Genomic DNA, 17,591 nt, shown 5'->3' with positions numbered 1-17,591 from the left:
TTCCGGAGAGACACACCATGACCGTTCACACCTGCGACACCGCACCCGCCGACCTCGTCGCCCGCCGCACCCCCGGCCACAGCCTCGAAGCCCCCTTCTACACGAGCGACGCGATCTTCCGCCTCGACGTCGATGCCGTCTTCGCCCGCAGCTGGATCTTCGCGGCCGCCGAGGCCGAACTCCCCGAACCCGGCGACTACATCACCGTCACCTTCGGTCCGTACTCCGTCATCGTCGTCCGCGACGACGACGAGGAGGTGCGCGCCTTCCACAACGTGTGCCGCCACCGCGGCACCCGCATCCTCAACGACGAGCGCGGCTCGGTCGGCAACATCGTCTGCGGCTACCACCACTGGACGTACGGCGTCGACGGGACGCTGCTGCACGCCGAGTCGCAGCCACCCGACTTCGACCGCTCCTGCTTCGGCCTGCGAGCCGTCCACGTACGCACGGTCGCAGGCCTTGTCTTCCTCTCTCTGGCGGCCGAACCACCCGCGGACTTCGACGAGTTCGCCTCCCGGGTCGAGCCCTACCTCGCGCCGCACGAGCTGGCGCGCGCCAAGGTGGCGCGGCAGATCGACCTCGTCGAGCACGGCAACTGGAAGCTCACCATGGAGAACAACCGCGAGTGCTACCACTGCGCGGGCCACCCCGAACTCCAACGCTGCTACTTCCCGCTCTACAACTTCACCGAGGACGAGGTGCCGCTGGGCATGCGGGCCACGTTCGAGCGCTTCCAGAAGGCCGACGCCGAGGCACGTGCCACGTACGAGTCCCTCGGTCTGCCCTACGCCGCCATCGAGGAACTGGTCGAGCGCCCCACCGGGTTCCGCATCGAGCGCGAACCGCTCGACCTGGCGGGGGAGTCCTTCACCCCCGACGGCAAGGCCGCCGTACGCCGCCTGCTCGCCGACTTCCCCACAGCGCGCCTCGGCCACCTCGGCCTCCATCTCCAGCCCAACGCCTGGTTCCACTTCTCCGCGGACCACGCGGTGCTGTTCTCCGTCGTCCCGCTCGCCGCCGACCGCACCCTCGTACGCACCACATGGCTCGTGCACGCCGACGCCGAGGAGGGCGTCGACTACGACCTCGACACCTTGACCGGCGTCTGGGTGGCCACCAACGAACAGGACGCGGTCTTCGTCTCCCGGGCCCAACTGGGCGTGAGCAGCCCCGCGTACGCCCCGGGCCCCTACAGCCCGACCGAATCCCAGGTCGAGTCCTTCGTCACCTGGTACATCACCCGGCTCGCAGCGCACCTGGAGGGGCCATGACGACAGCGACACTGACGGCGGCGGGGCTGCCACCCGCCTGGGCCGACGGCCTGCTGGTGTGCCAGCAGGTCCACGACGTGACGGCGGACGTGAAGACGTTCGTCCTCGCGCCCACCGAACCGCGGCTCTTCCGCCACGACCCCGGCCAGTTCCTCACCCTCTGCCTGGACATCGACGGCGAGCCCGTCGAGCGCTGCTACACCCTCTCCTCGGCGCCCACCCGCCCCGACCTCGCCACCATCACGGTGAAACGCGTCCCCGGCGGGCATGTGTCCAACTGGCTGCACGACCACCTGACACCCGGCGGCACGGTGTGGGCGCGCGGCCCCCTCGGCCGGTTCACCATCAACCAGCACCCCGCCCCGAAGTACCTCTTCCTGTCGGCGGGCAGCGGTGTCACCCCGCTGATGTCGATGACCCGCACGCTGTACGACCTGGCCCACCCCGTGGACGTCGCCTTCGTCCACAGCGCGCGCACCTTCGACGACATCATCTTCCGCCGCGAACTCGACTTCATCGCGGCCGCGTCCCCCCACTTCCGGGTACGCCACCTCCTCGACGACCACGACGAGCAACTGAACGCCCATGCGCTGCGGGCCTTCGCCCCCGACTTCACCGAACGCGAGGTGTTCACCTGCGGCCCGGCCGGCTACATGGAGGCCGTACGCGGGATGCTCACCTCCGAGGGCTTCGACATGGCCCACCACCACGAGGAGAGCTTCACGTTCGAGCCGCCGATGCCGGCCGAACCCGGCACCGCCACCGGCTTCAAGGTCCAACTCGCCCGCACCGGACGCACCATCGAATGCGCCCCCGATACCCCCGTCCTGGCAGCCGCCGCCCGCGAGGGCATCACCCTGCCCGCATCCTGCGCCCAGGGCATGTGCGGCACCTGCAAGACGACCCTCCTGTCCGGCTCGGTCGACATGCGCCACGCGGGCGGCATCCGCCCCCGCGAGATCGCCAACAACAAGATCCTGCTGTGCTGTTCGACCCCGCGGGAGGATCTGGTGATCGATGTGTAGTGCGGGAGGTGTCTACTCCTTCACCGTTGTGGGCACACGGATCCGTGCCGCGACGGCCCCCGCCGCCGCGAGTCCGGCGGTCGCCAGGAAGGTGCTCACCAGGAACGGGTCGAAGGCGTCGAAGGCGGGGGCGAAGGCGATGCCTACGTAGAGGGTGACGCCGGTGGAGCCGCCCAGTTGGTCGGCGGCCCGTTGGATGCCGGATGCGATGCCGGCGTCGTCCTCGGTCACGCCGGTCACCGCGACGTACTGCAGTCCGACGATCCCGAAGCCCATCCCGGCCGCGATGAGCGTCATGGCCGGGACCATGGCCCAGCCGGCCGCCCCGAGCGCGGAGACCAGCGCGATGGCGGCCATCGCCAGCGCGGTGAAGCCGATTCCGGCCAGTACGCACACCTGGGCACCCCAGCGCCCGAGCAGCCGGGGCACCAGCACGGAGGCCGCGATCAGGGACACCGCCAGCGGCAGCATCGTCAGACCGGCCCGGAGAGGTCCTGCGCCCAACCGGTCCTGGAGGTAGTAGGTGAACAGCAGGAATGACGTGGACAGCGCGGCGCTCAGCAGCGCGGTGGCGGCGTTGGCCAGGACGCGCGGCCGGTTGCGGAAGAACCGCAGAGGCACCAGTGGGTTCCGCGCCCGGCGTTCGACCCTGACGAAGAGGATGCCGGAGGCCAACGCACCGCCCAGCGCCACCGGCGGCAGCCAGGGCAGGGCGCCCTCCGCCGACCCCGCCTCGACGACGCCGAGAGTGAACAGCAGCGGCGCCGCGATCAGCAGCAGCGAACCGGGAAGGTCCAACGGCGCGCGCCCGGCAGGCCGTTCACCCGGCACGAGGACCACCGTCGCGGCGAGCACCACCAGGATGAAAGGCACGGACGCCAGGAAGATCCACCGCCAGCCGAGCAGCTCGGTGATGACACCGGAGACCACGAACCCGAGGACGAGGCCGCAGCTCGCGACCGCCGCCCACACGCTCAGCGCCCGCGACCTGCGCGGCCCCTCGGGAAACATGAGCACGATCACCGCCATCGCCGCGGGAAGCGCGATCGCCTCCCCGGCGCCCTGCAGCAGCCGGGCCGCCACCAGCACGGCGAACGACGGCGCGAGCCCCGCCAGCAAGGACGCGGCGCCGAACACCGCCGTGCCGAGCAGGAGGACGCGGCGCCTGCCCAGCACGTCGCCGAGCCGACCGCCCAGCATCAGCAGACCGCCGCCGGTGATCGTGTACCCGACCACGACCCAGGTCAGGGTGTGCCCGTCGACGCCGAAGTCGGCACCGATCGAGGGCAGGGCGACATTGACCACGGTCACGTCGACCGCGATGAAGAACTGCAGCATGGCCATGCAGCACAGCACCAGCCACGCACGCACCGGGGACGAACTGCCCCCGCGCGCAAAGGAATTGCCTGAAAACACAGAGTGCTCCGTTGCCCAGAAGAGGTTCCGAGCAGCACAAACGCGCCGCTCCGGTTCAACCGATGAGCGACGGGACGTTCCGCAGAAGGCAGAAAAGAGGAAGTGAGAGGGACGCCCCGCGCTAGCGGAGCGTCCTCGTCACCGCGGCGCAAGCGGCCGCGCACGAAGCAGCAGACATGCGGGCGATGCTACCGGACCGCACCCGGCCCGTTCGGCTGCGGGGTGTCGGCCACCGCCGTCGGCAGGTCGACCGCCAGGTGGTCGCGTGTCGCGTCCGGGTCGGTCAGCCGGTTGAGGCGGGCCGGGACGTCGAGGCCGACCAAGGCCACGACGATGATGGTGCCGGCGAAGGTCAGCACGGCGAGGGCCCGGCCGAGCGGCATCCCGTCGGCCAGCGAGGCGCCCAGTACCGGGGCCACGGCGCCGCCGAGCGCACCCACGTTGTACGTGAAGCCCAGCGCGGCCGCCCGGTTCTCCGTGGGGAAGTGGCCGCCGATGTAGCGCGGCAGCAGCCCGGAGATGCCGAAGCTGAGCCCTTGCAGGACGAACAGGAGCGCGCCCAGCAGGAGCAGGTTGTCCGTCACCGCGAACACCGGGAAGACGAACACCATCGAGGCGATCAGCGTCAGCGCGTACGCCTTCTTCGTGCCGATCCAGTCACCGACGAACCCGGCCAGCCAGCAGCCCGCCATCGTGCCGAAGCCCGCGAAGAACATCGCGTTGCTGACCTGGCCGGGGGAGTACCCGAGGTCCGACTTGAGGTACGTCGGCAGCAGCGCCTGGATGGGCCAGGTGTAGAGGAACGCGAAGAACACCGTCACGGTCATCGCCACGTACAGCGGCCAGCCGCGCCGCCCGCCCAGCTGCGCGGCGAGCGCGATGAGGCTGACACCCGCGACGACGGAGAGCACGGGAACGTACCCCGCCCCGATGGGTGTGAAGACGGCGAAGAGGGAGACCGTCGCGGCCACCGCCAGGACCGTGTTGGCCGTCGCGCGGGCCGTCGTCGCGAACAGCGGTCGGAAGGGGTTGGGCTTCGTCGCCCGCTGCTCGACCGTCTCGCTCCACTCGGCGGCCTCCGGCAGCGCCCGGCGCAGCCACAGGGCGACCACGATCGGGACGATCCCGATGTAGAACATCCACCGCCAACCCAGTGCCGGCACCACCCACTTGTACACCTCGGCGGCCAGCACCGAACCGACCGAGAACCCGGAGATCAGGAACCCGCTCGCCCGATTGCGCAGCCGCGCGGGCCAGCTCTCCATCGCGTACGTCGCGCTGGCGCTGTACTCGCCCGCCATCCCCATGCCGATGGCGAGCCGGGCGACGAACAGGCTGGTGTAGTCCCAGGCGAATCCGCAGGCGAAGGTGCCCAGCGAGTACAGCACGATGCTGACCACCATCGACAGCTTGCGCCCGTAGCGGTCGCCGAGGGCGCCGAGCACGGCGCCGCCGATCCACCGGGTGATGAACGCGGCGGACACCAGGCTGGCGCCCTCCACCGTGCTCAGCCCGAAGTCGTCACTGATCTCCGTGAGGACGAGGGTGATCAGGACGAAGTCGAAGCCGTCCAGGACATAGCCGACCCAGGCGGCGAAGAACGACTTCCACTGGGTACCGGTCACCTCGCGGTACCAGGGACGTGTGTCGTGGGGTGTGTGGCGCACGATGTCTCCAGAATGTCGGAGCGCCTCGGCATTGAGCACGGGCCGCGGGCGGTGATGTGTCAGCGCTGGGTGAGTCCTGCGACGAATTGGCCGGTCAGGGCGGTGGGAGCGGTGATGGCTGTGCCGACGACGACACTGTGGGCGCCGCGCGCGAGTGCCTGCGCGGCCTCCTGGGGGGTGCGGACGCGGCCCTCGGCGACCACGGGGACATCGAGCGCCGCTGCCAGCGCGACGACGAGATCGAGGTCGGGGCCCGCCTGCTTCGGGGTGCCGGGCGCGTAGCCGGAGAGCGTGGTGGAGACGAGGTCGGCGCCCTCGGCGGCCGCGGCGACACCTTCGTCGAACGTCGAGACGTCGGCCATCACCAGGGCGCCCGCCGCATGCACGGCCTCGGCCGCCGCGGCGAAGGTGCTGCCGTCGGGGCGCGCGCGGTCGGTGGCGTCGATCGCGACGACGTCGGCACCGGCCTCGGCGATCGCCACGGCGTGCCGGACGGTCGGCGTGATGTAGACGCCGGTGTCGCCGTCCTTCCAGAGGCCGATCAGGGGCAGGTCGACGGCGGCGCGGATCGCGGCCACCACCTCGGGCTCGTTGGCGCGGATGGCGGCGGCGCCGCCCGCGGCGGCGGACTGTGCGAGGCGCACGAGGGTGGAGGTCTCGCGCATCGGGTCGCCGGGCGGGGCCTGGCAGGACACGATCAGCCGGCCGGCGAGGGCTTGGGTGAGGGCAGTGGGGGAGGGTGTGCTGGTAGTCATCAGAGGTTCTGCTTCTGGTGTCGGGGGTGGTGGAGGGGCGCGGTCGCGGTGAGCGCGGCGGCTCCGAGTACGGCCGCCTCCGCGCCGTTTCGCGGCGGCTGTGGTCTCAAGTGCCGTAGCAGGGGCAGGAGTTCACTCGCGAAGGCGCGGTCCAGCGCGTCCTGGTACAGCGGTCCGATCCGTGTCACGCCGCCCGCGACCACGACACGGTCGGGGCCGAGCGCGTTGGCGAGTCCGCCGAGGGCACGCCCCGTCGCCGTCGCGCCGATCGTGATCGCGCGGACCGCGTCGCCGTCCCCGGCCGCCGCACGCTCGGCGACCGTCTGCAAGCGGTCGGCGTCCCGCCCGGTGAGCCGCCCGTACAGAGCCGTGATGCCGGGACCGGAGGCGACGGCCTCCAGGTGGCCGCTCGCCCCACAGGTGCACGGGAGTCCCGCGGCCTCGGGGCTCGGCAGGTGCCCGAGGTGCCCCGCGACGCCCGCGACCCCGTGCAGCATGCGGCCACCCGCGGCGACGGCGCCCCCGACCCCCGTACCCACGGCGACGAACAACAGCGTGGCGTCGGCGCCGAGCGCGGCGAGTTCGGGTCCGGCCGTGGCCCGCACGTCGTTGTCGCAGGCGACCGGAAGTCCGGTGCGCTCCGCGAGGCCCGCGCCGAGCGCCGTGCCCGCCCACTCGCGGATCGTGTCGGTCGAGGCGGTCACCATGCCCGTACGAGGATCGATCACACCGGCCGCGGCGACACCGACCGAACGCGCGCCGTGGTCGACGGCACGTGCCGCCTCACCGAGGGCATCGAGGACGGCAACGGGCCCCTCGGTAGCGGGAGTCGGCCTGGTGTGCCGGTCGAGTACGGACCCGTCCGGGCCGACCAGGGCGGCATCGATCTTCGTGCCGCCCAGGTCGAGCCCGATGACGGGACCGGACACGGGAACGGGCCCGCTACTCATCGGACCGGCGCGAGCCCGGCCGCCCGCAGGCGCACGGCGATACTCTCGACGGACGCCTCGCTCAGCTGGATCTGCGGGAACGCGGTGTCGCCGTTGTCGATGACACCGAGCAGCCGCAGGGCGCCCTTGAAGGACCCCAGCGCCGACGAGCTGCGCCCCATGTCCGCCTCGGGCCCGACATCGACGATGCCGAAGAGCTCGACGAGCCGCTCCTGCTCCTCGGCCGCGAGGCCCCAGTCACCGGCGCGGGCGGCCTCGTAGAGACGTACGTACGCGGCGGGGTCCACGTTGCCGATACCGGGCACGACACCGTCGACGCCCGCCAACAGGACTGCGTCCACGGTGAGTTCGGAGCCGGTGAGGATGCTGAAGTCGGGCGCGGGGCCGGTCTCCCGGCCGTTCCTGCCGCCCAGTTCGACGATCAGACGCCGCAGCCCGCCCTCGTCGCCGCTGCTGTCCTTGACGCCGGCCAGCGTGCCGTCCTGCGCCAGCTCCCGCAGCAGTGCGGCGGACAGCTTGCTGTGCACCGACACCGGCAGGTCGTACGCGAACAACGGCAGATCGACGCTCGCGCGGATGCGCCGGAAGTGCCGGGCGATCTCCAGCGGGTGCGTGCGCGTGTAGAACGGCGCGGTGGCCACGAGCCCGTCGGCGCCCAGCTCCGCGGCTTTCGCGGCGTGGTCGAGGACGCGCGGCGTGGTGGTGTCGATGACACCGGCGAGCACCGGCACCCGGCCCGCGGCGGCGCGCACGACCGTCTCCAGGACCGTGGCGCGCTGCGCGTCGGTGAGGTAGGCGACCTCGCTCGTCGAGCCCAGCGCGAACAGTCCGTGCACGCCGCCGTCGACGAGGTGCTCGACGAGCCGGGTCAGGGAGGCGGTGTCGATGTCGCCCTGCGCGTCGAGCGGGGTGCAGACGGGCGGGACGACCCCGCGGAGAGGGCTGGTGAGAGGCATTGCGGCTGCTCCAGTGCTGCTGCGGAGGTGTGGTCCGAGGTGTGGTCCACGACGGGCCACGAGATAAGACGTAAGATGTCTTACGTCATGCGTCACCATAGACTCAGCCGGGCGCCACAGGTCAAGAGTGGCGTGAGTCACACCGGGAGTTGTGCCGGTGCGCCGGGAAGCAATACCGGGCCATCACGCCCGGCCGATCGGAAGGAGTCGTCGGTGGCCCGCTCCACGCTGACCGCGGACGTGCAGGAGAGCATCAAGCAGCTGATCCTGGAGCGCGGTCTCGCGCCGGGCAGCCCGCTGCCGCCCGAGGGCGAGCTGGCGGCGCTCTTCGACGTCAGCCGGGTCTCGCTGCGCGAAGCGCTCAAGGCGCTGCAAGCCCTTCAGGTCATCGAGATCCGGCGCGGCTCCGGCACCTTCGTGGGCTCGCTCTCCCTCGACCCCTTGGTCAAGGGCCTCGCCTTCCGGGCGGCGGTGCGCCACCGCAACGGGGAGCCGAGCCTGTACGAACTGATGCGGGTGCGCGAGGCGTTGGAGGCCGGCGTGATCGAGAGCGTGGCCGCGTCCGTGCCCGAGGAGGACCTGGACGCGCTGCGCGGGATCGTCGCGGACATGGAGAAGGAGGCGGAGACGGGGCGCGTCGCACGGGCCACGGACCGCGCCTTCCACGTGGCGCTCTACCGCTCCCTCGACAACTACCTGCTCAGCGAGGTGCTCGACGCGTTCTGGGCGGCCATGGACCAGGTCCGCGACGACATCGGCGACAGCCACCAGGCGGGCGCCGTCACCGCAGCCCACCACAAGGCCATCGTCGACGCCCTCGCGGCGGGCGACGGGCTCCGCGCGGCGGCCGCGATGCGTACGCACTTCGACGGCATCCGGGAGCGGCTCGCTCCGGGCGGCGTGGCGGCCGCCACCCGCCCGGTGGGCTGAACCGGGCCTTGTCAGTCGCGGGGGTCGGCCTCCTTGTCGTACCGGCCCCGCAGGTCCTCCCAGAACCCGAGCCCGACGGACTCGAACAGGCCGCGCACCGGCAGCTGACCGGTGGTGTCGAGGTCCCCGGCGGCCGCGCGGGCCAGCGCGTCACGCATCGCGGCCGCGGCGCTGCCGATGTTGAGGAGGGGCATGATGACCAGCGCGTATCCGGCCTCGCGCAGCACGTCGAGCCCCGCGTCGGGCGTCTTGCCGCCGGGGACGAGGTTGAAGAGCGCGGGCGCGTCGACCTCTGACGGCACCCGCCGCACCTCCTCCAGCGTCTGCGGCGCCTCGACGAACACCATGTCCGCGCCCGCCTCCACGTACCGGTTGACCCGGCGCACGGCCTCGTCGAAGCCGTGCGTGGCGCGGCAGTCGGTGCGGGCGATGAGCACCGTGCCCGGGTCGCGGCGCGCCTCGGCCGCCGCCTCGATCTTCGCGGCGAACTCCCCGGCATCCACCACGCGTTTGGCGTCGAGGTGCCCGCAGCGCTTGGGGAACTCCTGGTCCTCCAGCTGGATCGCGGCGACCCCGGCGCTCTCGTAGAGCTGCACGGTCCGGTACGTGTGGGTGATGTCGCCGAATCCCGTGTCCGCGTCGGCGATCAGCGGGAGGTCACACACTCCGGCGAGCAGCCCGGCCTGACGCACCATCTCGGTCTGCGTGGCGAGCCCGATGTCCGGCAGCCCGTTCGCGGCGGCCACGGCCGCGCCCGACATGTAGGCGGCGCGGAATCCGGCGCCGGTCGTCAGTGACGCCGACAACCCGTCGTACACACCTGGCGCGAGCACCGCGGACCGCTCGCGCAGGATCTCCCGCAGCCGATTCCGTGTGTCCGTCATGGTGTCCGTCATGAGCCTGCCTCCACCGGGTTGGTTCCTCGTTCGAGATCAATTTCTCATTCGACCTCCCGAGGGCCCGCGGGGGAAGTGGGCGACGCGGGGGAGAGCCGGTAGGCGCCGTCGTGGGTGACGACGCGGCCCGCCGTGGGCGGGGCGAAGTGGGTGCCCAGGAGGAGCGTGTCCGTGCCGGCGAGCGAGTCGAGCAGTGCGCGGCGCGTGGCCTCGGACCGCTGCGGGTCGATGTCGACGCAGGCGCCGATGGCGGGGTGGGCGAGCTGTACGGGGTGGTGGACGCAGTCACCGGTGATGAGCGCCGTAGCGCCTTGGTCGGCGAGTTCGACGGCCATGTGGCCTGGAGTGTGTCCCGGTGTGGGGAGCAGGCGAAGGCCGGGGGTGACGGTGAGTCCCTCGGCGGGTACGTCGACGAGGTCGAGCAGGCCCGCCTCTTCCACCGGGAACACGGAGTCCTGGAACATCTGCTCGCGTGCCTCGTCCATGTCGTACGCGGCCCAGAACTCCCGCTCCGTGCGCGAGGTCAGGTAGCGGGCGCGGGGGAAGGTGGGGACCCAATCGCCGTCCGCCTTCCGCGTGTTCCAGCCGACGTGGTCGGCGTGCAGGTGGGTGAGGATCACCAGGTCGACCGAGTCCGGGGGGAATCCGGCGGCGGTGAGGGTCCGCAGGTAGTCGGTCTTCAGGTCGTGCCAGGCGGGGTTGGCCCGCTCCTTGCCGTTGCCGATGCCGGTGTCGACGAGGACGCGCAGTCCGCCGACGGTGAAGGCGAAGGTGTGGCTGTCGACGCGGAGGGTGCCGTCGGCGTCGGCGAAGTCGGGGCGCAGCCACTCCTGTTCGGCGACGAGGCCCGGGGTGGCACCGAGCAGGAGCCACGGCCCCGTGGCGGGCGGCAGGGGTGTCTCGTCGATGCGGTGGACGGTGATGTCACCGACGGTCCAGGAGGGGGTGGTGGTCATGGGGGTCCGTCCTTCGAGGTGGCACTGAGCGCTAAAAGCAATGTGTTTGCGTTAGTGGACCGTAGGCGCTACGGTCCACTAACGCAAATGATTAGCGTTTGGAGCGCAAGGGGGAACCGTCCATGTCCGACGTCGACCGGCATGCCGCTGTCGCGGCCACCGCCGACCACATCCGTTCCGTCGTCTCGGTCCTGCGGGAGCTGGACTTCGGGGACACCCCGCCCGCCCTCGCCTACCGCGCGGAACGGCCGGAAACTTCGAGGCACGAGCAGGAGAAGCCCCATGCAGCCGTATGAGATGTCCCTGAGTGAAGCCGCCGGGGCGATCGGTGAACGACGGTTGTCCCCCGTCGAGTTGACGGACTCCGTCCTGGAGCGCATCGCGCAGGTGGAGCCGGGCCTCGGGGCCTACGTCACCGTCACGGCCGAACGAGCCCGCGAAGAGGCACGCGGCGCCGAACGCAACCTAGCGGCCGGTCACCATCGAGGCCCGCTGCACGGCGTGCCCATGGGGCTCAAGGACCTGATCGACGTCGCGGGCGTGGCGACGACGGCCAGCTCCCGGGTACGTGCCGGGCACCTCGCGCGGACCGACAGCGCGGTCGCCGCCCGCCTGGCCGAGGCCGGCGCCGTACTGCTGGGCAAGACGCACACGCACGAGTTCGCCTACGGCCTGACCACCCCGCAGACCAGCAACGCCTGGGACACCGGCCGGGTCGCCGGCGGCTCCAGCGGCGGATCCGCCGTCGCCGTCGCCTCGGGCATGGCGACCTTCGCGCTCGGTACCGACACGGGCGGCTCGATCCGCGTGCCCGCCGCGCTCAACGGCGTCGTCGGCCTGAAGCCGACCTACGGTCTCGTCCCCCGGCGCGGCGTCACCTCCCTGTCCTGGTCGCTGGACCACGTCGGCCCGATCGCCCGCACCGTCGAGGACGCGGCACTGGTCCTGAGCGCGCTGGCCGGACACGACCCGCACGACCCGGCCTCGCTCGACACCCCGCCCGCGGACTACCGGCCGGGTGCGGACACGCGACTCGCGGGGCTGCGTGTCGGGGTGCCACGCACCTACTACTTCGACCACGTCCACCCCGAAGTGGAGGCCGAAGTCCGGCGCGCCATCGGCCAGTTGGAGGACCTCGGTGCCCGGCTCGTCGAGATCGACATCCCGATGGCCCGCTATGTACAAGCCACGCAGTGGGGGCTGATGGTCCCCGAGGCGACGGCCTACCACGAGAGCACCCTGCGTACCGTCCCCGAGCTCTACCGGACGGACGTCCGCACCCTCCTCGAAGCCGGTGAGCTGATGCCCGCCGGGGACTACCTGCGCGCCCAGCGCTCCCGGACGCTGATGCGGGAGGAGTGGGCCCGCGTGCTGCGACAGGTCGACGTGGTCGCCGCCCCCGCGGTTCCGGCGGCCGCCGTCGAGGCGTCCCAGGAGTCGATCACCTGGCCCGACGGCACGGTGGAGGCGGTGTCCGACGCCTACGTACGCCTGTCGTCCCCGGCCAACATCACCGGAATCCCGTCCCTGTCCGTGCCGGTCGGCCACGACACGGCCGGGCTGCCCATCGGCATGCAGCTGCTCGGCCGTCCCCTTGGCGAGCGCACCCTCCTGCGGGTCGGACACGCCTACGAGCAGACCCGCCCCGCCCGCGCGCTCGCGCCGGCGCCGAACGGAGACCGCGGAACCCTAGACGCAATGATTTCGCTTTAACATGGGTCCCATGAGCAGGCAGATGGTACGTCCTGGCGGACGCAGCGCCCGGGTCCAGGCGGCGGTGCACGAGGCCGTCCGCGACCTCGCCGCCGAGGTGGGCCGGGACGCGGTGACGGTGCCGATGGTCGCCCAGCGTGCGGGCGTGACACCGTCGACGATCTACCGCCGCTGGGGGGATCTTCAGGCGCTGCTGTCCGACGTGGCGGTCGAGCGGCTGCGCCCCGACACGGAGCCGAAGGACCACGGCACCCTCTCCTCCGACCTGACGGTTTGGGCCGAGCAGTTCCTCGACGAGATGGCCTCACCCGCGGGCCGCGCCTACATCCGCGACGCCCTGCTCGGCGACCCGGACGGCACCAACGCGGGCCAGTGCTCCGCCTACGCCGCTGAACAGATCGACGTAGTCCTCGCCCGCGCGAAGGGGCGCGAGGAGCGGACGCCCGACGTCGAGACGGTCATCGATCACGTCGTCGCGCCCCTCATGTACCGGATCCTCTTCCGCCCGGACGGAATCGATGCCGCGTACGCCCGCGGCCTCGTGACCGGGGTACTCGGCGCGACCGACTGACACCCGTGTGCGGGCCTGGCGCTGTTACGCAACCCGGACAGGTTCAAGATCGGCCGACGACGACCGCCCACATAGGGTCATGGAACAAGGACTTGACCAGCCCATGAAGTCCATGACCGGGGGAGCACTTCCATGTCCGTACGTCTCGCACACCGTTCCGGCCGTATTGTCCTGACCGCGCTCGCCGCGGTGTCCCTCTCGGTGGCCGCCACCGCGTGCTCCTCGGGGGCCGCGGAGAAGGGCAGCGGCAAGCAGAGCACCTCCACCGGGTCGAAGTCGGACACGAAGTCCGACTCCAAGGCCGAGTCCGGCAGTGTCAGCAAGTCCGGCGCGGGCGCCGCCGCCACGGGTACCGCTACCGGTACCGCGAAGAAGGAGCGGGTCGGCCAGTCCTGCGGCACCAACGACCTGGACTTCACCGTCGGCGTGGAGTCCCAGGCCGGTGGCTACTACCTGCTCACCGCCAAGGCCAAGCCGGGCATCACCTGCTACCTGGAGGGCAAGACCGCCGACGTCGCCTTCGGCTCCTCGCCCGACAGTCACGCGGGACCCGCCGAGCAGGCCGTCAGCGACACCGTCAAGCTCTCCGGCTCCGTCAAGGCCTACGCGGGCGTCAACCCCAAGAGCGGCAACAGCGACGGCGGCGTGGAGTTCGGGCAGATCATCATCTCCGTCGGCGACACCGGGATCGACCCCGTCTCGCTGAAGCTCCCGGACACCGCTGTCGTGGACAAGCCCGAAGCCACCAACTGGCACGCCGCCCCCGCGGACGCCGTCCCCTTCAGCTGAGGTCGCGAGCGCTCGGCGGGTAGGTTTCCCGGAACGATTCACTTACCCCAGGAGGCCCCGTGCCCGCGTCGCGCATCCCGACCCCCACCGCCGACCTGTACGACGAGTACGGCGACGAACTCCGCGTCTGTGACGTCCAGTTCACCTCGTACGGCGCGGTCCGCTCCTTCACGGGGCCGGTCAGGACCGTGTCCGTGCACGAGGACAACGCCGTCCTGCACGCCCTGCTTCAGGAGCCCGGTGACGGGGCTGTCGTGGTCGTCGACGGCGGCGCCTCCCTGCGCGCCGCGCTCGTCGGCGACTTCATGGCGGCGCGCGCCCGGGACAACGGCTGGGCCGGCCTCGTGATCCGCGGGGCGATACGCGACGCGGCCGCCCTCGGCGTCACGTCCGTCGGCGTACAGGCCCTCGGCTCGACCCCGCGCAAGAGCACCAAGGAGGGCAAGGGCGAGGTGGACGTGCCGGTGACCTTCGGGGGTGTCACGTTCCGGCCCGGAGACATCCTGTACGCGGACGAGGACGGGGTGGTGCTGCTTCCGGCGGCCTAGGGCCCTTCTGACGGATCTTGCTGGAGTCGCGGGCCCTGGCACGCGCATCTGCGGCGTTGTCGTCGGTTGCCAACGCTCCGCGTTGACGCCCTCCTCCGCCTTGCGGCTGCACCCACCAGACCCCGCTTGTCGGCACCGCACATGGCGGCCACCCGGATCCAGCCTGATCCGTCAGAAGGGCCCTAGGGCCTGTCTTCAAACTCCCGCCTGCGCTCCGGGCGACGACGGGAGTTTGAAGACAGGCCCTAGCGCTATCGCAGGCCTTCGCCGTGCGCGGGCTCCGGGATGCTGCGCAGCCGCTCTTCCAGGGCCTCCAGCAATCCCGGCAGGTCGGGGGCGACGGCGAGGTCGTCCAGGGTGGCCGCCGGGAGGAGGCCGGAGTCGGCGATGCCGCGCAGGGCGCCGAGCAGCGGCGTCCAGAAGCCTGCGGCGTCGAGGAGGCCGACAGGCTTGGCGTGGAAGCCGAGCTGACGCCAGGACCACACCTCGAAGATCTCCTCCAGCGTGCCGAGCCCGCCGGGCAGGGCGACGAAGGCGTCCGCCTGGTCGGCCATGATCGCCTTGCGCTCGTGCATCGAGTCGCACAGGAGCAGCCGGGTCACGCCCTCGTGCGCCCACTCCCGCTCGACCATGCTGCGCGGCATGACGCCGACGACCTCGCCGCCCGCCCTCAGCGCACTGTCCGCGATCGCGCCCATCAGGCCTCGGCGGCCACCGCCGTAGACGAGTCCGATGCCACGCCGCGCCAGCTCCGTCCCTACGTCGACGGCCAGTTCGGTGTGGGCCGGGTCGATGCCGCTGGACGAGGCGAGGAAGACAGCGAGGCGGCGCATGGAGATCTCCGGATCGGTCGCGGCGGATGCTCTGGTCTACCACGGGCCCTCCGTCTGGTGCGAGGGAATATCTATGCCCGCGCGATGAGGGTTTTGCGAGCCATGTGGTGAGGGTTTTTGTCGGGGCCGGAAAGACAGAATTGGTGGTGGGTGCAAGCTGTTCTTGCGTGCTACTGTTGATCGAAGTTGCAGTGAAGTTGCAGTTGTGGTTCCCAAAACTTTTCCGGTCATTTTCCGGTCGGGGTAATCATCGCGGCGACACGGTTTTCGCACGGTGCGGATTCCGATGTACTGCCCCAAGGAGATATGACATGGCTACTGGAACCGTGAAGTGGTTCAACTCGGAAAAGGGCTTCGGCTTCATCGAGCAGGACGGTGGCGGCGCTGACGTCTTCGCCCACTACTCGAACATCGCCGCCCAGGGTTTCCGTGAGCTGCTCGAGGGCCAGAAGGTTTCCTTCGACATCGCGCAGGGCCAGAAGGGCCCGACCGCCGAGAACATCGTTCCGGCCTGACGCTGACGCGCATTGTGCAGCTGGGGCCCGCATCCTTCGGGGTGCGGGCCCCAGCTGCATGCGTCCGTCCCGCGGTTTCACCGGTGGGGCGACGCCAAGAACGACACGGCAGCCGACGTCCGGGTGGTAGATCCCCCGTCGCGTCATTCATTTCAGCACCGGTGCCCGCACGGATTTCCGTCGGCCGACGCCGCGTGCTTTTGCCAACGGTCCATACTTGTAATTCTCCATGCGGCTCATCGCTGCGGGGATTCCTTGATATGCGCCGCATCGAGGAAGGTTCCGCATGAACCGCACACGTACAAACGACCGTTCCGCCCGTGGCCGTAGTGGGAATGCCTACGCAGGAAAGGGCGGCAGCCGCTCCGGCTCGTCGTCGGCACCGCGCCGTTCCGGCGGGCCCGCCCGCTCCGGAGGCCAGGGCCGCCGACCCGCCGCGGTACAGGGCGAGTTCGCGCTCCCCAAGACGATCACCGCCGCGCTTCCCGCGGTCGACGACTTCGCCGAACTCGACATGCCCGAGCAGCTGCTGGCCGAACTCGGCAGGCAGGGCGTGAGCGCACCGTTCCCGATCCAGGGCGCGACGCTGCCGAACTCCCTGGTCGGCCGCGACGTCCTGGGCCGCGGGCGCACCGGCTCCGGCAAGACGCTCGCCTTCGGCCTCGCCCTGCTCGCCCGCACCGCCGGGCAGCGCGCCGAGCCCCGCCGTCCGCTGGGACTGATCCTCGTACCGACGCGCGAGCTGGCACAGCAGGTGACGGACGCCCTCACGCCGTACGCCCGCTCCCTCAGGCTGCGGATGGTCACGGTCGTGGGCGGGATGTCGCTCGGCAAGCAGGCCAGCGCGCTGCGCGGCGGGGCCGAGATCGTCGTCGCGACCCCGGGCCGGCTCAAGGACCTCATCGACCGTGGCGACTGCCGGCTTGACCAGGTCGGCATCACGGTGCTCGACGAGGCCGACCAGATGGCCGACATGGGATTCATGCCGCAGGTCACCGCGCTGCTCGACCAGGTGCGCCCGGAGGGGCAGCGGATGCTGTTCTCCGCCACTCTGGACCGCAACGTCGACCTGCTGGTGCGGCGTTATCTGAGCGACCCGGTCGTGCACTCGGTCGACCCGTCGGCCGGTGCGGTCACGACGATGGAGCATCACGTCCTTCATGTGCACGGCGCCGACAAGCACGCCGCGACCACGGAGATCGCCGCCCGCGACGGCCGCGTGATCATGTTCCTGGACACCAAGCACGCCGTCGACCGGCTCACCAAGGACCTGCTCAACAGCGGTGTCCGGGCCGCCGCGCTGCACGGCGGCAAGTCCCAGCCGCAGCGCACCCGCACGCTGACGCAGTTCAAGACCGGTCACGTCAGCGTGCTGGTCGCGACGAATGTCGCGGCGCGCGGCATCCACGTCGACAACCTGGACCTCGTCGTCAACGTCGATCCGCCGACCGACCACAAGGACTACCTGCACCGCGGCGGCCGCACCGCCCGCGCCGGTGAGTCCGGCAGCGTCGTCACCCTCGTCACCCCGAACCAGCGCCGCGCCATGGTCCGCCTCATGTCGGACGCGGGCATCCGGCCGCAGACCACGCCGGTCCGCTCGGGCGACGAGGCCCTGCACCGGATCACCGGCGCCCAGGCCCCGTCCGGCGTCCCGGTCGTCATCGCCGTACCGGCGGCCGAGCGCCCCAAGCGCGGCGGCGCCTCCCGCGGCCGCCGCCGCCCCGCTGCCGCGGCCCGACGCGCCCCCGCACGCAAGACCGCTGTCGACCCGGCGGCCTAGGTTCGTGATCAGGA

General features: G+C 71.3%; 17 protein-coding genes and 1 pseudogene. 10 read left to right on the top strand and 8 right to left on the bottom strand.

Features of this window, described 5'->3' with window-relative positions; translation table 11 throughout:
* The first annotated feature begins 17 nt into the window (after positions 1–17).
* Together ACFYWS_RS03430 and ACFYWS_RS03425 are read left to right on the top strand one after the other, a co-directional pair.
* Entirely contained in the window at positions 18–1,274 is a 1,257-nt protein-coding gene (locus ACFYWS_RS03430) for an SRPBCC family protein (RefSeq protein WP_389269002.1), read from the top strand.
* Positions 1,271–2,299 (top strand): 2Fe-2S iron-sulfur cluster-binding protein, encoded by a 1,029-nt coding sequence (locus ACFYWS_RS03425; RefSeq protein ID WP_389269000.1) that lies wholly within the window; start codon positions 1,271–1,273, stop codon positions 2,297–2,299. The genes ACFYWS_RS03430 and ACFYWS_RS03425 overlap by 4 nt, the downstream gene beginning before the upstream one ends.
* Before the next feature lie 12 nt (positions 2,300–2,311).
* Here ACFYWS_RS03425 and ACFYWS_RS03420 read toward each other — a convergent pair whose 3' ends face one another.
* The 5 genes from ACFYWS_RS03420 to ACFYWS_RS03400 form a co-directional block, all read right to left on the bottom strand.
* Positions 2,312–3,643, bottom strand: a complete 1,332-nt coding sequence (locus ACFYWS_RS03420; protein WP_389268998.1) for an MFS transporter — start codon at positions 3,641–3,643, stop codon at positions 2,312–2,314.
* Between the two features lie 260 nt (positions 3,644–3,903).
* Complete coding sequence (locus ACFYWS_RS03415; RefSeq protein WP_389268996.1) at positions 3,904–5,382, bottom strand: sialate:H+ symport family MFS transporter; 1,479 nt, start codon at positions 5,380–5,382, stop codon at positions 3,904–3,906.
* Between the two features lie 59 nt (positions 5,383–5,441).
* Entirely contained in the window at positions 5,442–6,137 is a 696-nt protein-coding gene (locus ACFYWS_RS03410; protein WP_389268994.1) for an N-acetylmannosamine-6-phosphate 2-epimerase, read from the bottom strand.
* Complete coding sequence (locus ACFYWS_RS03405) at positions 6,137–7,087, bottom strand: ROK family protein (protein ID WP_389268992.1); 951 nt, start codon at positions 7,085–7,087, stop codon at positions 6,137–6,139. Before ACFYWS_RS03405 ends, ACFYWS_RS03410 begins: the two co-directional genes overlap by 1 nt.
* The gene (locus tag ACFYWS_RS03400; RefSeq protein ID WP_389268990.1) at positions 7,084–8,043 is read right to left on the bottom strand and encodes a dihydrodipicolinate synthase family protein; all 960 of its coding nucleotides are present in this window, start codon (positions 8,041–8,043) and stop codon (positions 7,084–7,086) included. Before ACFYWS_RS03400 ends, ACFYWS_RS03405 begins: the two co-directional genes overlap by 4 nt.
* Positions 8,044–8,256: 213 nt before the next feature.
* Between ACFYWS_RS03400 and ACFYWS_RS03395 the strand changes: the two genes are divergently transcribed.
* On the top strand, positions 8,257–8,973 hold the full coding sequence (locus ACFYWS_RS03395) for a FadR/GntR family transcriptional regulator (RefSeq protein WP_389268988.1): 717 nt from the start codon (positions 8,257–8,259) through the stop codon (positions 8,971–8,973).
* Positions 8,974–8,984: 11 nt separating this feature from the next.
* Here the strand turns inward: ACFYWS_RS03395 and ACFYWS_RS03390 are convergent, their stop codons facing one another.
* Both ACFYWS_RS03390 and ACFYWS_RS03385 read right to left on the bottom strand, forming a co-directional pair.
* Entirely contained in the window at positions 8,985–9,869 is an 885-nt protein-coding gene (locus ACFYWS_RS03390) for an oxaloacetate decarboxylase (protein WP_389268986.1), read from the bottom strand.
* A gap of 44 nt (positions 9,870–9,913) precedes the next feature.
* Positions 9,914–10,825: an MBL fold metallo-hydrolase gene (locus ACFYWS_RS03385; protein ID WP_389268984.1), complete on the bottom strand. Its 912-nt coding sequence runs from the start codon at positions 10,823–10,825 to the stop codon at positions 9,914–9,916.
* Between the two features lie 87 nt (positions 10,826–10,912).
* Here ACFYWS_RS03385 and ACFYWS_RS03380 point away from each other — a divergent pair.
* From ACFYWS_RS03380 to rraA, 5 genes and pseudogenes are all read left to right on the top strand, one after another.
* A pseudogene (locus tag ACFYWS_RS03380) lies at positions 10,913–11,121 on the top strand (hypothetical protein).
* On the top strand, positions 11,108–12,538 hold the full coding sequence (locus tag ACFYWS_RS03375) for an amidase (protein WP_389268982.1): 1,431 nt from the start codon (positions 11,108–11,110) through the stop codon (positions 12,536–12,538). The pseudogene ACFYWS_RS03380 and the gene ACFYWS_RS03375 overlap by 14 nt, the downstream one beginning before the upstream one ends.
* A 10-nt stretch (positions 12,539–12,548) precedes the next feature.
* On the top strand, positions 12,549–13,109 hold the full coding sequence (locus tag ACFYWS_RS03370; RefSeq protein WP_389268980.1) for a TetR/AcrR family transcriptional regulator: 561 nt from the start codon (positions 12,549–12,551) through the stop codon (positions 13,107–13,109).
* Between the two features lie 132 nt (positions 13,110–13,241).
* Entirely contained in the window at positions 13,242–13,898 is a 657-nt protein-coding gene (locus ACFYWS_RS03365) for a hypothetical protein (RefSeq protein WP_389268978.1), read from the top strand.
* A 59-nt stretch (positions 13,899–13,957) separates the two neighbouring features.
* Positions 13,958–14,446 (top strand): ribonuclease E activity regulator RraA, encoded by a 489-nt coding sequence (gene rraA / locus ACFYWS_RS03360; RefSeq protein ID WP_389268976.1) that lies wholly within the window; start codon positions 13,958–13,960, stop codon positions 14,444–14,446.
* A gap of 251 nt (positions 14,447–14,697) precedes the next feature.
* Here the strand turns inward: rraA and ACFYWS_RS03355 are convergent, their stop codons facing one another.
* On the bottom strand, positions 14,698–15,279 hold the full coding sequence (locus ACFYWS_RS03355) for a TIGR00730 family Rossman fold protein (RefSeq protein WP_389268974.1): 582 nt from the start codon (positions 15,277–15,279) through the stop codon (positions 14,698–14,700).
* 311 nt (positions 15,280–15,590) lie between these two features.
* On the opposite strand from ACFYWS_RS03355, the gene ACFYWS_RS03350 reads away from it, so the two are divergent.
* Both ACFYWS_RS03350 and ACFYWS_RS03345 read left to right on the top strand, forming a co-directional pair.
* Positions 15,591–15,794: a cold-shock protein gene (locus ACFYWS_RS03350; protein WP_020119326.1), complete on the top strand. Its 204-nt coding sequence runs from the start codon at positions 15,591–15,593 to the stop codon at positions 15,792–15,794.
* Between the two features lie 286 nt (positions 15,795–16,080).
* Complete coding sequence (locus tag ACFYWS_RS03345) at positions 16,081–17,577, top strand: DEAD/DEAH box helicase (protein WP_389268972.1); 1,497 nt, start codon at positions 16,081–16,083, stop codon at positions 17,575–17,577.
* Positions 17,578–17,591 lie beyond the last annotated feature (14 nt).

Source organism: Streptomyces sp. NPDC002795, from assembly GCF_042888725.1.
In the GTDB taxonomy this organism is placed as follows: Bacteria; Actinomycetota; Actinomycetes; order Streptomycetales; family Streptomycetaceae; genus Streptomyces.
The sequence above is the reverse complement of the archived record's forward strand: the minus strand, read 5'-3'. Positions and strand labels throughout refer to the sequence as shown.

Excerpts from the sequence above, each read along its gene's own strand:
- ACFYWS_RS03405 (WP_389268992.1), bottom strand. The coding sequence starts at position 7,087 with ATGAGTAGCGGGCCCGTTCCCGTGTCCGGTCCCGTCATCGGGCTCGAC.
- ACFYWS_RS03345 (WP_389268972.1), top strand. The coding sequence starts at position 16,081 with ATGAACCGCACACGTACAAACGACCGTTCCGCCCGTGGCCGTAGTGGG.
- ACFYWS_RS03430 (WP_389269002.1), top strand. The coding sequence starts at position 18 with ATGACCGTTCACACCTGCGACACCGCACCCGCCGACCTCGTCGCCCGC.
- ACFYWS_RS03385 (WP_389268984.1), bottom strand. The coding sequence starts at position 10,825 with ATGACCACCACCCCCTCCTGGACCGTCGGTGACATCACCGTCCACCGC.
- ACFYWS_RS03425 (WP_389269000.1), top strand. The coding sequence starts at position 1,271 with ATGACGACAGCGACACTGACGGCGGCGGGGCTGCCACCCGCCTGGGCC.
- ACFYWS_RS03365 (WP_389268978.1), top strand. The coding sequence starts at position 13,242 with ATGTCCGTACGTCTCGCACACCGTTCCGGCCGTATTGTCCTGACCGCG.
- ACFYWS_RS03390 (WP_389268986.1), bottom strand. The coding sequence starts at position 9,869 with ATGACGGACACCATGACGGACACACGGAATCGGCTGCGGGAGATCCTG.
- ACFYWS_RS03375 (WP_389268982.1), top strand. The coding sequence starts at position 11,108 with ATGCAGCCGTATGAGATGTCCCTGAGTGAAGCCGCCGGGGCGATCGGT.
- ACFYWS_RS03355 (WP_389268974.1), bottom strand. The coding sequence starts at position 15,279 with ATGCGCCGCCTCGCTGTCTTCCTCGCCTCGTCCAGCGGCATCGACCCG.
- ACFYWS_RS03350 (WP_020119326.1), top strand. The coding sequence starts at position 15,591 with ATGGCTACTGGAACCGTGAAGTGGTTCAACTCGGAAAAGGGCTTCGGC.
- ACFYWS_RS03400 (WP_389268990.1), bottom strand. The coding sequence starts at position 8,043 with ATGCCTCTCACCAGCCCTCTCCGCGGGGTCGTCCCGCCCGTCTGCACC.
- ACFYWS_RS03420 (WP_389268998.1), bottom strand. The coding sequence starts at position 3,643 with ATGGCCATGCTGCAGTTCTTCATCGCGGTCGACGTGACCGTGGTCAAT.
- ACFYWS_RS03370 (WP_389268980.1), top strand. The coding sequence starts at position 12,549 with ATGAGCAGGCAGATGGTACGTCCTGGCGGACGCAGCGCCCGGGTCCAG.
- ACFYWS_RS03410 (WP_389268994.1), bottom strand. The coding sequence starts at position 6,137 with ATGACTACCAGCACACCCTCCCCCACTGCCCTCACCCAAGCCCTCGCC.